The organism is Pseudomonas sp. GW821-FHT07G06, from assembly GCF_058986625.1.
In genome coordinates, this window is the sequence record NZ_JBYSVW010000001.1 from 763,471 (window position 1) to 776,463 (window position 12,993).

10 protein-coding genes and 3 tRNA genes (1 of these 13 only partly in view) are annotated in these 12,993 nt (G+C 57.8%); 11 read left to right on the top strand and 2 right to left on the bottom strand.

Annotated elements, in window-relative coordinates; all coding sequences use genetic code 11:
• The 11 genes from AC3WJW_RS03485 to AC3WJW_RS03535 form a co-directional block, all read left to right on the top strand.
• Positions 1–58, top strand: a tRNA-His gene (locus AC3WJW_RS03485); it begins 118 nt to the left of the window's first position.
• A 56-nt stretch (positions 59–114) separates the two neighbouring features.
• Positions 115–199: transfer RNA gene (locus AC3WJW_RS03490), tRNA-Leu, on the top strand.
• A gap of 78 nt (positions 200–277) precedes the next feature.
• Positions 278–353, top strand: a tRNA-His gene (locus AC3WJW_RS03495).
• Between the two features lie 385 nt (positions 354–738).
• Positions 739–2,049 carry a trigger factor gene (tig, locus tag AC3WJW_RS03500; RefSeq protein WP_102702178.1) on the top strand — a complete coding sequence of 437 codons (1,311 nt, stop codon included), beginning with the start codon at positions 739–741 and terminating at the stop codon, positions 2,047–2,049.
• Between the two features lie 93 nt (positions 2,050–2,142).
• Complete coding sequence (gene clpP / locus AC3WJW_RS03505) at positions 2,143–2,778, top strand: ATP-dependent Clp endopeptidase proteolytic subunit ClpP (RefSeq protein WP_015094302.1); 636 nt, start codon at positions 2,143–2,145, stop codon at positions 2,776–2,778.
• Between the two features lie 112 nt (positions 2,779–2,890).
• The gene (clpX, locus tag AC3WJW_RS03510) at positions 2,891–4,174 is read left to right on the top strand and encodes an ATP-dependent Clp protease ATP-binding subunit ClpX (RefSeq protein ID WP_007982210.1); all 1,284 of its coding nucleotides are present in this window, start codon (positions 2,891–2,893) and stop codon (positions 4,172–4,174) included.
• A gap of 319 nt (positions 4,175–4,493) precedes the next feature.
• Positions 4,494–6,890, top strand: a complete 2,397-nt coding sequence (gene lon, locus AC3WJW_RS03515) for an endopeptidase La (protein WP_015094303.1) — start codon at positions 4,494–4,496, stop codon at positions 6,888–6,890.
• Positions 6,891–7,040: 150 nt separating this feature from the next.
• Positions 7,041–7,313: an HU family DNA-binding protein gene (locus AC3WJW_RS03520; RefSeq protein WP_002552737.1), complete on the top strand. Its 273-nt coding sequence runs from the start codon at positions 7,041–7,043 to the stop codon at positions 7,311–7,313.
• Between the two features lie 233 nt (positions 7,314–7,546).
• A complete protein-coding gene (locus AC3WJW_RS03525; RefSeq protein WP_493725128.1) occupies positions 7,547–9,418 on the top strand; it encodes a SurA N-terminal domain-containing protein in 1,872 nt (623 codons plus the stop codon).
• A 203-nt stretch (positions 9,419–9,621) separates the two neighbouring features.
• Positions 9,622–10,473: a DUF2242 domain-containing protein gene (locus tag AC3WJW_RS03530; RefSeq protein ID WP_493725129.1), complete on the top strand. Its 852-nt coding sequence runs from the start codon at positions 9,622–9,624 to the stop codon at positions 10,471–10,473.
• 194 nt (positions 10,474–10,667) lie between these two features.
• Complete coding sequence (locus AC3WJW_RS03535; RefSeq protein WP_173900858.1) at positions 10,668–10,814, top strand: hypothetical protein; 147 nt, start codon at positions 10,668–10,670, stop codon at positions 10,812–10,814.
• A gap of 3 nt (positions 10,815–10,817) precedes the next feature.
• Here the strand turns inward: AC3WJW_RS03535 and AC3WJW_RS03540 are convergent, their stop codons facing one another.
• On the bottom strand, positions 10,818–11,858 hold the full coding sequence (locus AC3WJW_RS03540; RefSeq protein ID WP_015094307.1) for an AraC family transcriptional regulator: 1,041 nt from the start codon (positions 11,856–11,858) through the stop codon (positions 10,818–10,820).
• Between the two features lie 3 nt (positions 11,859–11,861).
• The gene (locus tag AC3WJW_RS03545; RefSeq protein ID WP_493725130.1) at positions 11,862–12,992 is read right to left on the bottom strand and encodes a carbon-nitrogen hydrolase family protein; all 1,131 of its coding nucleotides are present in this window, start codon (positions 12,990–12,992) and stop codon (positions 11,862–11,864) included.
• Between the last annotated feature and the right edge of the window lies 1 nt (position 12,993).

Here is a 12,993-nt window from a genome sequence, read left to right on the forward strand (position 1 = left end):
GTAGAGCACGGGATTGTGACTCCCGTTGTCGTGGGTTCGATCCCCATCGTCCACCCCATATTTCGAAAGGCGCCAGATTAACAGTCTGGCGCCTTTGCTTTAAAGGCTTCACCCGCGGATGTGGTGGAATTGGTAGACACACTGGATTTAGGTTCCAGCGCCGCGAGGCGTAAGAGTTCGAGTCTCTTCATCCGCACCAATTAAAGCTTCATTCAGGCTGTTGGCCTGGCTGGAGCTTGATAAAGAAGTTTGTTTGGCTTCTTTAACAGGCAATATGGTGGGCGTAGCTCAGTTGGTAGAGCACGGGATTGTGACTCCCGTTGTCGTGGGTTCGATCCCCATCGTCCACCCCATATTTCGAAAGGCGCCAGATTGAAAAGTCTGGCGCCTTTTTTGTTTCAGCGGCCGCCGGTTCCGGGTCGCAGGGGTGGGGCGTTTCGTCGTATTTATGTTTCTCGATGATGCCGTCCTGTCCGCCGGTCCTGCTTGCGGGGCCGGCTGTCAGGGAGATGATTGGCGACCTCTTCTATATAGGAAGGGTCGGCGCAGAGCCCTGGCGTGATTGGTTGTATTTGCCATCGGGGCGAGGTGCATTCGTGCATTCGCACCTATAAATTGCCTGCTGCTTTTTTACCCGTTTTCAGTAGGGTGACTTCTTGAGTTTGACCCACTAGAATGCATGCCCTTGATTCTGGGGTCGGAAACGGCCGGCTAACGTCTGTGCAACGAGGAATATCCATGCAAGTTTCTGTTGAAAATACTACTGCTCTTGAGCGCCGCATGAGCGTCACCGTGCCGGCTGAGCGCATCGAGAGCCAGGTCAACAAGCGTCTGCAGCAGACCGCCCAAAAGGCCAAGATTGCTGGCTTCCGTCCAGGCAAAGTGCCAATGAGCGAAATCAAGCGCCGTTTCGGTGCTGACGCTCGCCAGGAAGCTGTAGGCGACGTGATCCAGTCCTCCTTCTATGAAGCTGTGGTTGAGCAGAAGCTGAACCCGGCTGGTCAGCCTTCGATCGAGCCAAAATCCCTGGAAGCGGGCAAGGACCTGGAATACGTAGCCGTATTCGAAGTGTTCCCTGAGTTCACCGTTGCCGGTTTTGACGGTATCGCCGTCGAGCGTCTGAGCGCTGACGTGACTGACGCCGATCTGGACAAGATGCTGGAAATCCTGCGCAAGCAGAACACCCGTTTCGAAGTGGCCGATCGCGCTGCCCAGAACGAAGACCAGTTGAACATCGATTTCGTCGGCAAGGTCGACGGTGAAGTGTTCGCTGGCGGTTCCGCCAAGGGTACCCAGCTGGTTCTGGGTTCCGGCCGCATGATCCCTGGTTTCGAAGATGGCCTGGTTGGCGCCAAGGCCGGTGAAGAGCGCGTTCTGAACCTGACTTTCCCAGAGGACTATCAGAACCTGGACCTGGCTGGCAAAACCGCCGAGTTCACCGTGACCGTCAACACCGTTTCCGAGCCGAAGCTGCCAGAACTGACCGAAGAATTCTTCGCTCAATTCGGCATCAAGGAAACCGGTCTGGAAGGCTTCCGCGCCGAAGTTCGCAAGAACATGGAGCGCGAGCTGCGTCAGGCGATCAAATCCAAGGTCAAGAATCAGGTAATGGACGGTCTGCTGGCCACCAACCCGATCGAAGTGCCAAAGGCTCTGCTGTCCAACGAAGTTGACCGTCTGCGCGTGCAGGCTGTCCAGCAGTTCGGCGGCAACATCAAGCCAGACCAACTGCCGGCCGAGCTGTTCGAAGAGCAAGCCAAGCGCCGCGTAGTGCTGGGCCTGATCGTGGCTGAAGTGGTCAAGCAATTCGACCTCAAGCCAGACGAAACCCGCGTTCGCGAGATGATTCAGGAAATGGCTTCGGCCTACCAGGAGCCTGAGCAAGTTGTGTCCTGGTACTACAAAAACGACCAGCAACTGAACGAAGTTCGTTCGGTTGTGCTGGAAGAGCAAGTTGTGGATACTGTTCTGCAGAAAGCTAGCGTGACCGACAAATCGGTCTCTTACGAAGAAGCGGTCAAGCCGGTAGAAGCACCACAAGCCGACTGATCACTTTTGCGGTAAGAAGCAAACACCATAAGCCAGCCTTCGTGCTGGCTTATGCGTATTCAAGACATAACTATTTGGGAGTGACTGCAGAGCATGTTCCGTAATTCGTATATTCAGCAGAACTCTGATATCCAGGCCGCAGGCGGCCTGGTCCCGATGGTTGTCGAGCAGTCCGCTCGTGGCGAGCGCGCCTACGACATCTACTCGCGCCTGCTCAAGGAGCGAGTGATCTTTCTGGTTGGCCCGGTAGAGGACTACATGGCCAACCTGATCTGTGCGCAACTGCTGTTCCTTGAAGCGGAAAACCCGGACAAGGACATCCATCTCTATATCAACTCCCCGGGCGGTTCGGTGACGGCGGGCATGTCGATCTACGACACCATGCAGTTCATCAAGCCCAATGTGTCGACCACCTGTATCGGTCAGGCGTGCAGCATGGGTGCGTTCCTGCTGACGGCCGGTGCCCAGGGCAAGCGTTACTGCCTGCCGAACTCGCGTGTGATGATTCACCAGCCACTGGGCGGTTTCCAGGGCCAGGCGTCGGATATCGAAATCCACGCCAAGGAAATCCTCTTCATTCGTGAGCGTCTCAACACGCTGATGGCCAAGCACAGCGGGCGCACGCTTGAAGAAATCGAGCGCGATACCAACCGCGACAACTTCATGAGTGCGGACGCCGCGCGTGAGTACGGGTTGATCGACGAAGTGATCAGTCAGCGCCCTGCTTAAAATAAGCAGCTCAAAATAAGGTTGGTCGGCGGGTCCGATCACCTGCGGGCTTGAAAAAGCCCGCAATAGCCTTCATCTTGTGTTGCAAGCCTATCGGATTTGGATCGAACGAATGACTGACACCCGCAACGGCGAGGACAACGGCAAGCTGCTCTATTGCTCCTTCTGTGGCAAAAGCCAGCATGAAGTACGCAAATTGATTGCCGGCCCCTCGGTCTTTATCTGCGACGAGTGCGTCGACCTGTGCAATGACATCATCCGCGAGGAGGTGCAGGAAGCACAGGCCGAAAGCAGCGCGCATAAATTGCCTTCGCCTAAAGAAATCAGCGGCATCCTTGATCAGTATGTGATTGGTCAGGAGCGTGCGAAAAAGGTTCTGGCCGTAGCGGTGTACAACCACTACAAGCGCCTGAATCAGCGTGACAAAAAGAATGACGACGTCGAACTCGGCAAGAGCAACATCCTGCTGATCGGCCCGACAGGCTCGGGTAAGACCCTGCTTGCCGAAACACTGGCCCGCTTGCTGAACGTTCCGTTCACCATCGCCGACGCAACCACCCTCACCGAGGCGGGTTACGTGGGTGAAGATGTCGAGAACATCATTCAGAAGCTGCTGCAGAAATGCGATTACGACGTGGAAAAAGCCCAGATGGGCATTGTCTACATCGATGAAATCGACAAGATTTCGCGCAAATCCGACAACCCGTCGATCACCCGGGACGTTTCCGGTGAAGGCGTGCAGCAGGCCCTGCTCAAGTTGATCGAAGGCACGGTCGCTTCCGTTCCGCCTCAAGGTGGTCGCAAGCATCCGCAGCAGGAATTCCTTCAGGTCGACACCCGTAACATCCTGTTCATCTGCGGTGGTGCGTTCTCCGGTCTGGAAAAGGTTATTCAAAACCGTTCCACCAAGGGCGGTATCGGTTTCAACGCGGAAGTGCGCAGCAAGGAAGAAGGCAAGAAAGTCGGTGAGTCCCTGCGTGAAGTCGAGCCTGACGATCTGGTCAAGTTCGGTCTGATCCCGGAATTCGTCGGTCGTCTGCCGGTACTTGCGACGCTGGACGAGCTTGACGAGGCTGCGTTGATGCAGATCCTCACCGAGCCGAAAAATGCTCTGACCAAACAGTATGCCAAGCTGTTCGAGATGGAAGGCGTTGACCTGGAGTTCCGTTCCGACGCTCTGAAATCGGTCGCCAAGCGTGCCCTGGAGCGTAAAACCGGTGCCCGTGGCCTGCGTTCGATTCTCGAAGGTGTATTGCTCGACACTATGTATGAAATCCCCTCGCAATCCGAGGTGAGCAAAGTAGTGATCGATGAAAGCGTGATAGAAGGCAAGTCCAAGCCACTGTATATCTACGAAAACAGTGAGCCGACCGCCAAGGCCGCGCCAGACGCTTAAGCGTCACGCAGCTTGAACAAAGAAGGGGCCTTCGGGCCCCTTTGCTATTTGGGGGCTGGCTCGCCGAAACGGCGGCCTGGCTTTTGTAGGAGCTGCCGCAGGCTGCGATCTTTTGACTTTGCTTTTCAAAAGAGCAAGATCAAAAGATCGCAGCCTTCGGCAGCTCCTACAGGGTTACGCGAAGTATCCAGCCCCCTGCAGGCTTCGATCTTAAAAGTCGTTCCTTTATCTGCTTGTTTTTTTCCAGAGCAGCCCCCATCTTGGTTTCAAGCTTACTTCCATCTGTTTACGGCCTTACGGCCGCCGTAGAGGCGAAATCATGAAGACAACCATCGAATTGCCTCTCCTGCCATTGCGTGATGTCGTGGTTTATCCGCACATGGTTATCCCGCTGTTCGTGGGGCGCGAGAAATCCATCGAAGCCCTCGAGGCAGCGATGACGGGTGACAAGCAGATTCTTCTGCTGGCCCAGAGAAACCCGGCTGACGACGATCCTGGTGAAGAGGCCCTGTACCGCGTGGGTACGATTGCCACCGTTCTGCAGCTGCTGAAGCTGCCTGACGGCACGGTCAAGGTCCTGGTCGAAGGTGAGCAGCGGGGCGCCGTTGAGCGCTTCAGCGAAGTGGACGGCCACTGCCGTGCCGAAGTCTCCCTGATCGACGAAGTTGATGCACCAGAGCGCGAGTCGGAGGTCTTCGTTCGCAGCCTGCTGTCCCAGTTCGAGCAATACGTGCAGTTGGGCAAGAAAGTCCCGGCTGAGGTCCTCTCGTCGCTCAACAGCATCGATGAGCCAGGCCGCCTGGTGGACACCATGGCCGCACACATGGCCCTGAAGATCGAGCAGAAGCAGGAAATCCTCGAAATCATCGATCTGTCGGCCCGGGTCGAGCACGTTCTGGCGTTGCTCGATGCCGAGATCGATCTGCTGCAGGTCGAAAAACGCATTCGCGGCCGCGTCAAGAAACAAATGGAGCGCAGCCAGCGCGAGTACTACCTGAATGAGCAGATGAAGGCCATTCAGAAAGAGCTCGGTGACAGCGACGAAGGTCATAACGAAGTCGAAGAGCTGAAAAAGCGTATCGACGCCGCCGGCCTGCCGAAAGACGCGCTGGCCAAGGCGACTGCCGAACTGAACAAGCTCAAGCAGATGTCGCCGATGTCCGCGGAAGCGACCGTGGTGCGTTCGTACATCGACTGGCTGGTTCAGGTGCCGTGGAAGGCCCAGAGCAAGGTGCGCCTGGATCTGGCGCGTGCCGAAGACATTCTGGATGCCGACCACTATGGCCTCGAGGAAGTCAAAGAACGCATCCTCGAATACCTCGCCGTGCAAAAACGCGTGAAGAAGATTCGTGGTCCGGTGCTGTGCCTGGTCGGTCCTCCCGGGGTCGGTAAAACGTCCCTGGCGGAGTCGATTGCCCATGCCACCAACCGCAAGTTCGTACGCATGGCCCTCGGTGGCGTGCGTGACGAGGCTGAAATTCGTGGTCATCGCCGTACTTACATCGGTTCGATGCCAGGAAGATTGATTCAAAAAATGACAAAAGTGGGTGTGCGCAACCCGCTGTTCCTGCTCGATGAAATCGACAAAATGGGCAGCGACATGCGCGGCGATCCGGCATCGGCGTTGCTGGAAGTGCTCGATCCCGAGCAGAACCACAACTTCAACGATCACTATCTGGAAGTCGACTACGATCTGTCCGATGTGATGTTCCTGTGCACCTCGAACTCGATGAACATCCCGCCGGCACTGCTGGACCGGATGGAAGTGATCCGTCTGCCGGGCTACACCGAAGACGAGAAGATCAACATCGCCGTGAAGTACCTTTCGCCGAAGCAGATCACTGCCAATGGTTTAAAAAAAGGCGAGCTGGAATTCGACGCCGAAGCGATTCGCGACATCATCCGCTACTACACCCGTGAAGCCGGTGTGCGTGGCCTTGAGCGCCAGATTGCCAAAGTTTGCCGCAAGGCCGTCAAGGAGCATGCGCTGGAAAAACGCTTCTCGGTGAAGGTCACCGCAGACATGCTGGAGCACTTCCTGGGCGTGCGTAAATTCCGCTATGGCCTGGCCGAGCAGCAGGATCAGATCGGTCAGGTGACCGGGCTGGCGTGGACTCAGGTGGGTGGTGAACTGCTGACCATCGAAGCCGCTGTGGTGCCGGGCAAGGGTCAGTTGATCAAGACCGGTTCCCTGGGTGATGTGATGGTCGAGTCGATCACGGCCGCGTTGACCGTTGTTCGCAGTCGGGCGAAGAGCCTGGGCATTCCCCTGGACTTCCATGAGAAGCGCGACACGCATATCCATATGCCTGAAGGGGCGACCCCGAAAGACGGCCCTAGCGCCGGCGTGGGCATGTGTACGGCCCTGGTTTCGGCGTTGACCGGCATTCCGGTGCGCGCGGATGTCGCCATGACCGGCGAAATCACCTTGCGCGGCCAGGTGCTGGCCATTGGCGGCTTGAAAGAAAAACTGCTGGCTGCCCATCGTGGCGGGATCAAGACCGTGATCATTCCTGAAGAGAATGTGCGCGATCTCAAAGAGATTCCGGACAATATCAAGCAGGATCTACAGATTAAACCGGTTAAATGGATTGACGAGGTCCTGCAAATTGCGTTGCAATACGCGCCGGAGCCCTTGCCGGACGTGGCTCCGGAGATAGTCGCGAAGGATGAGAAACGCGACGCGGATTCTAAGGAAAGAATTAGCACGCATTAGTACGTATTTGCCTGGGGGGCTTCCTTGACAGTTTTTTAGAGCCCTTGTTATAAAGCGGCTCTTAAGTGTCTGTAGGCCATTCAGCACTCGTTTTTGCTTTTACCAAAAAAAACTTAGAATCATACTCAAATAGATATAAGGGGACTTAGAGTGAACAAGTCGGAACTGATTGATGCTATCGCTGCATCCGCTGATATCCCGAAAGCTGCTGCTGGCCGTGCGCTGGACGCTGTAATCGAATCCGTCACTGGCGCTCTCAAGGCTGGCGACTCTGTTGTTCTGGTTGGTTTCGGTACTTTCTCCGTCACCGATCGTCCAGCTCGCATCGGTCGTAACCCACAGACCGGTAAGACGCTGGAAATCGCAGCAGCCAAAAAACCAGGTTTCAAAGCCGGTAAAGCACTGAAAGAAGCTGTCAACTAAGTTCGATTCAGGTTTTTACCCATCCGGGTCGGGGTCATGCCTGACTTGGCAGCGGAGCGGCAGTCCTGACTGCAGGTCGCCGGTTCAAGACACCAAGGGTCGCCAGTTCGAGTCCTTGATCCGCTCCGCCAGTTACGAGAAGGCGCATCCTCGGATGCGCCTTTCTTCTATCCGGATTCTACCCACGCTCCACGGTTGCCTAATTTTGAAGTTCAACCGTTTCTGGGGGACGCATGCTGCAGAATATCAGGGACAATTCACAAGGCTGGATTGCCAAGACTATTATCGGGGTCATCGTTGCACTGATGGCCTTGACCGGTTTCGACGCCATTTTTCAGGCCACGACGAGCAAGAATGAAGCGGCGAAGGTCAATGGCGAAGAAATCAGCCAGAACGAGCTGAGCCAGGCGGTCGATATGCAACGCCGTCAGCTCATGCAACAGCTGGGCAAGGATTTCGATGCTTCCTTGCTGGATGAAAAAATGTTGCGCGAATCGGCGCTCAAGGGCCTGATCGATCGCAAGCTGCTGCTGCAAGGCGCAGAACAATCGAAGTTTGCCTTTTCCGAAGCGGCACTTGACCAGGTCATCCTGCAAACACCGGAATTTCAGGTTGATGGCAAGTTCAGCTCCGAGCGTTTCGACCAGGTGATTCGCCAGCTCGGCTATACCCGCATGCAATTCCGCCAGATGCTGGCTCAGGAAATGCTGATTGGCCAGCTGCGTGCCGGTCTGGCCGGTAGCGGCTTCGTGACCGATGCGCAGGTGCTGGCATTTGCCCGTCTGGAAAAACAGACCCGCGATTTCGCTTCGCTGAACATCAAGGCTGACCCGTCGGCTGTGAAGCTGACCGACGAAGAGGTCAAGGCCTATTACGACGAGCACGCCAAGGAATTCATGACGCCGGATCAGGTGGTCATCGATTACCTCGAGTTGAAGAAGGCTTCCTTCTTCGACCAGGTCAGCGTCAACGACGAAGACCTCCAAGCGGCCTATCAGAAAGAAATCGCGAACCTGTCCGAGCAACGCCGGGCTGCGCACATTCTGATTGAAGTGAACGACAAGACCACCGAGGCGCAAGCCAAGGCGAAGATCGAAGAGATCCAGGCCCGTCTGGCCAAGGGTGAGCAGTTCGAGGCATTGGCCAAGGAGTTCTCCCAGGATCCGGGTTCGGCGAACAACGGCGGTGACCTGGGTTATGCCGGTCCTGGCGTCTACGACCCGGCGTTCGAAAAAGCCTTGTATTCGTTGGCCAAGGACCAGGTTTCGACGCCGGTTCGCACCGACTTCGGTTTCCACCTGATCAAACTGTTGGGTGTGGAAGCGCCTGAAGTGCCAACCTTCGCCAGCCTGAAAGACAAGCTGACCCGTGCGCTGAAAACCCAGCAAGTCGAGCAGCTTTTCGTTGAGGCGAGCAAGCAGCTGGAAGACGCCTCGTTCGAAGCGTCCGATCTGGCTCAGCCGGCGCAGGACCTGAAACTGACCGTACAGACGTCCAAGCCGTTCGGCCGCGAAGGCGGTGAGGGCATTGCAGCCAACCGTGCCGTGATCACTGCCGCGTTCAGCCCGGAAGTCCTGGATGAGGGTGCGAACAGCACCGCCATCGAGCTCGATCCGGAAACCGTGATCGTGTTGCGTGCCAAGGAGCACCTGAAGCCTTCGCAACTGCCGCTGGAAAGCGTTGATGCGGCTATCCGCGGGCAATTGGCCAAGGAGCACGCCAGCGCCGATGCCAAGACCAAGGCTGAAGCCTTGATCGCCAACCTGCGCGATGGCAAGACTCCGCTGGATCAGGCCGTCGACGGCCAAGTCTGGAAAGTCACCGAAGCGGCGACCCGCGCTCAGGAAGGGGTCGACCCTGCTGTGCTGCAAGCGCTGTTCCGCATGGCGAAGCCGGTGGCCAAGGACAAGCCGACCTTCACCAGCGTGACGCTGGCGGATGGCAGCCTGATGATCGTGCGCCTCAACGGCGTGAACGAAGCAGCGGCGCCGACCGAAGAAGAGAAAGCGCAGTACCGTCGCTACCTCGCTTCGCGCATCGGCCAGCAAGACTTTGCGGCGTATCGCAAGCAGCTGGAAAGCCAGGCGGACATCAAGAAATACTGATGCCTGACCAAGTTTAGCGCTACACAGGAGACCCCGGCCGAAACGCCGGGGTCTTTTTGTTTGGCCGTACGTCATTTGCCGCGGTGACTTTTGTGCAAAACCGGGGTCAATCAGCCTGTAACCGTTTTAAGACACGATCGATGCTCCGCTAAGCATCGATCTGTTGCACAATACGCCCCGAACCGTTTTCCTCAGGATGTTCAATGTTTAAATCATTTCCCATGCGGATTGTCGGCGTGGCTGCCGTGCTGGCCGTTGCAGCCGGTTGTTCATCGAACAAGGCTGCCATCTACGAGCATGAGAACTTCGACGATTCCGGCACCTTTTCCCGTAACTATCCGGTCACCGATATCCAGAGCTGTGAGGCCGCCCGCCGCGCCTTGCTCAGCCAGGGTTACATCATCACCAGCAACGATCCGAAGCTGGTCAGCGGTCACAAGAGCTTCCAGCAGACCGGCGAGAACCACATGGAGATCAGCTTCAGTGTGGTGTGTGCCGATGACGGTAGCGAAGGGCACCATGCGACCGTATTCGCCAACGCCCTGCAGGATCGTTATGCGCTGAAGAAGACCAACAACTCCGCCAGTCTTGGGGTGGGTGTGCTGGGCTCGGTGTCGATGCCGATCGGCTCCTCTGACGACTCGATGGTCAAGGTCGCCAGCGAAACCGTTTCGTCTGCCAAGTTCTACGAGCGTTTCTTCGCACTGGTCGAGCTGTTCCTGCCGCCGGAAGCGAAAAAGGCTGCGCACATTCCCGAACAGCCGAAAACAGACCTGGGCATGCCTGAAGCCAAGGCAGCACCGGCTCCCCTGGCGCCCGCCGCGACCACCGCACCGACCGCAGAACCAACCCCGGTGACACCGGCACCGGCTCCAGTGGAACCGGCTCCAGCGGCCTCTGAGCCGGTCATGCCGCCGCCTGAGGCGGCACCGATTACCCCGGTTCAGAACATGGATCCGGCACCGTCGGTAGACACCATCACGCCGCCGACAAACCCGACAGACATGCCGCCGCCGAGCGAGGCGATTCCGGCGATGCCTGTCACCGGCCAGTGATTGTTCGCGTTACGGGATCGGCCAACGCGTAACGATCCCGTAGCGAGCGCATGGATTGATCCGCGTCAAACAAGGCCGCTGTCCTGCGGCCTCCCGCGAAAAAACCAATGATAAATTCCTGACCAGCTGCTACGTTTTATTCAGTAGCGACGCACTGTCGTGTCCGCGTCATTTTTCTTTCATGCGGACACCTTATGCTCAAGGCATTGGTCATTTGTTCAGACGTTTTTCAATACGGGTTGGGGGATTCAAAGATGGACGATTATCAAGAAGAACTGCTCGAGTACCAGGCTTTTGAACTGGACCCGCTGGAGCCGGCGGAAGACGCTACCGAGCTGTAGGCCTCAGGCGGACTGGCGATGACTGCGGCGAAACTCGCCGGGTGTCTGCCCGTTCCAGCGCTTGAATGCGCGTTGAAACGCTTCGGCTGAGGCAAAGCCCAGCAGGTAGGCGATTTCCCCGAACGCCAGTTCGGTGTCGCGTATGTAGGTCATGGCCAGGTCGCGACGGGTTTCATTGAGGATTGCGCGAAATTGCGTGCCTTCTTCGGCAAGTTTGCGGCGCAGGGTCCAGGTGGGCAGCTTCAGGCGTGCCGCCACTTCTTCCAGGTCGGGCTCCCGGCCACCATTGAGCAAGGGTCCCAGCAGCGCGATGATGCGTTCACGCAGGCTGCGGGTGCGTGTCAGTTGCTCCAGCTCCTGCTCACACAGTTGCAGCAAATGCCGCCAGGTGCTCGGGCAATGCTCGGGGTTGCGCTGGGCGAGGCTTGCCAGGCTCAAGCGCAGTTGATTGCGTTCGCTGCCAAACTGGATCGGACAGTCACCCAGGACGTCATAGGCTGCGCGGTAACCGGGTTCGTCGAATTCGATCTCGATACGCTCGGCGCGCAGCGGGATGGGGCTGACACTGGATAATTGCTGCAACCAGCCCGCAATGATCGAGTCCACCACGAAGCGGTTGTAGGCGTTATAGGGGCTGATCGAATAGAAACGCAGCCAGGCGCCCTGGGCGTCTTCGTGGAAGCTTGATTGGCCGCGATAATTGGAGCCATACAAGGCTTCGAAGCGGATCAGGCAGCGCGCGGCCTCACGTACTGTGGGTGCCTGGGCGGCGGTGACCCCTGCAAGGCCGATCTGGCTCAGGCGACTGAGCTGGCCCATGCGCAAGCCAAGGGCCGGGTTGTCGGTCAGTTGAATGGCGCCGTGGCCCAGGCGCATGTAGCGCGGTATGGACAGGCGGGCACCGGCCTCGCTCAGTCGCGCTGCATCAAGGCCGTATTGATCGAGCAGGGGCTGTGGATCGACGCCATGGCTGCGCACGGCATCGGCCAGGCTATGAACAAAGCCCACCGACAGATCGCCGAGGCGCATCGGCTGCGGTTTCATGGCTTACAACCAGAGGTTCAGCAAACGCGCACCCTGGGCGTTGCCGTCGGCAAAATGCTGGCCGTTGCGGCTGAGGAAGCTGTGCCCGGCGCTGCCCTGATCCCAGAACTGACCCCGCAGGAACACACTCATGCCAGCGACAGCCTGACTGGCCGGTACCCGGGTCGTGAGGGTCAGGCGCTGCCAGGCCTGGCCTTCGCTGACTTCTCCGGGCTTGAGGTTGACCGACGCCGGCTCCGATGAACCCCTGTAGCCACGCCACGGCTGGTCCCAGGTGCCACGACCGGGAACAAAGGCCGGTACTGCAACCAGCTGTACGCTCTGGTCGTTGAGCTTGAGGTAGTTTTCCGGGTACCAGCTGTCGTGGCCGATCAATACGCCCAACTTTCCTGCGGGGGTATCAACGACATTGAGCGAGTGTTCGGCGTTCCCCTTGATCCCGTTCTGTTCTGCGAAGAACGGGTGCATCTGGCGCTGGGGCTGGCCGATCGGCAGGCCATCGTTGTTGAACACCACGCTGCTGTTGTACAGCGCGCCGCGACCGATTTTCAAGGTGCCGTCGATGATGCTCGGTTCGGGCAGCACGATGGAACCCGCGACCAGCGTCACGTGGAATTCCCTGGCCAATCCACCGAACAATGCCTGGTAGTCTCTGGCCATCGCCTTGGCTTTCATGCGCAGGTGGGCATCGTCCAGGCGGTTGCCACCCTCGGCGCTGATCAACGCTCTGGCGAACTTCAGGGGATTGCTCACTGCCAGCCAGTTCATCGCCTCCTTGAGGGTGCCGGCCTGATACAACTCATCCTTTTCGCCGCTGACCATCAGCCAGGTACCGACGTGTTCCGGCAACACGACGACGGTCTTGCCGTTCAACAAGCCCTGGTCCCGGGCCGCTTGCAGGTAGGCCGCGAGTTTGCGGTGCAAGCGTTCGGGGCTTTGATAATCGGTAGGAAACAGTTCGGGCTGAATGCCCAGCAGATTGCCACGATCCGCAGGCGTACCCTGGTCGACAGCCAGGTTGATCCGCAGGTCCGAAAGGTAGTGACCCACCGGTCGGTCCGCGGCCCACATCGCGTAGGTCGTGAGGGCGGCGAGCATCGCCATGGAGAATGTCAGGTACAAAAGTTTGCGCATG

Excerpts from the sequence above, each read along its gene's own strand:
- tig (WP_102702178.1), top strand. The coding sequence starts at position 739 with ATGCAAGTTTCTGTTGAAAATACTACTGCTCTTGAGCGCCGCATGAGC.
- clpP (WP_015094302.1), top strand. The coding sequence starts at position 2,143 with ATGTTCCGTAATTCGTATATTCAGCAGAACTCTGATATCCAGGCCGCA.
- clpX (WP_007982210.1), top strand. The coding sequence starts at position 2,891 with ATGACTGACACCCGCAACGGCGAGGACAACGGCAAGCTGCTCTATTGC.
- lon (WP_015094303.1), top strand. The coding sequence starts at position 4,494 with ATGAAGACAACCATCGAATTGCCTCTCCTGCCATTGCGTGATGTCGTG.
- AC3WJW_RS03525 (WP_493725128.1), top strand. The coding sequence starts at position 7,547 with ATGCTGCAGAATATCAGGGACAATTCACAAGGCTGGATTGCCAAGACT.
- AC3WJW_RS03530 (WP_493725129.1), top strand. The coding sequence starts at position 9,622 with ATGTTTAAATCATTTCCCATGCGGATTGTCGGCGTGGCTGCCGTGCTG.
- AC3WJW_RS03535 (WP_173900858.1), top strand. The coding sequence starts at position 10,668 with ATGCTCAAGGCATTGGTCATTTGTTCAGACGTTTTTCAATACGGGTTG.
- AC3WJW_RS03540 (WP_015094307.1), bottom strand. The coding sequence starts at position 11,858 with ATGAAACCGCAGCCGATGCGCCTCGGCGATCTGTCGGTGGGCTTTGTT.
- AC3WJW_RS03545 (WP_493725130.1), bottom strand. The coding sequence starts at position 12,992 with ATGCGCAAACTTTTGTACCTGACATTCTCCATGGCGATGCTCGCCGCC.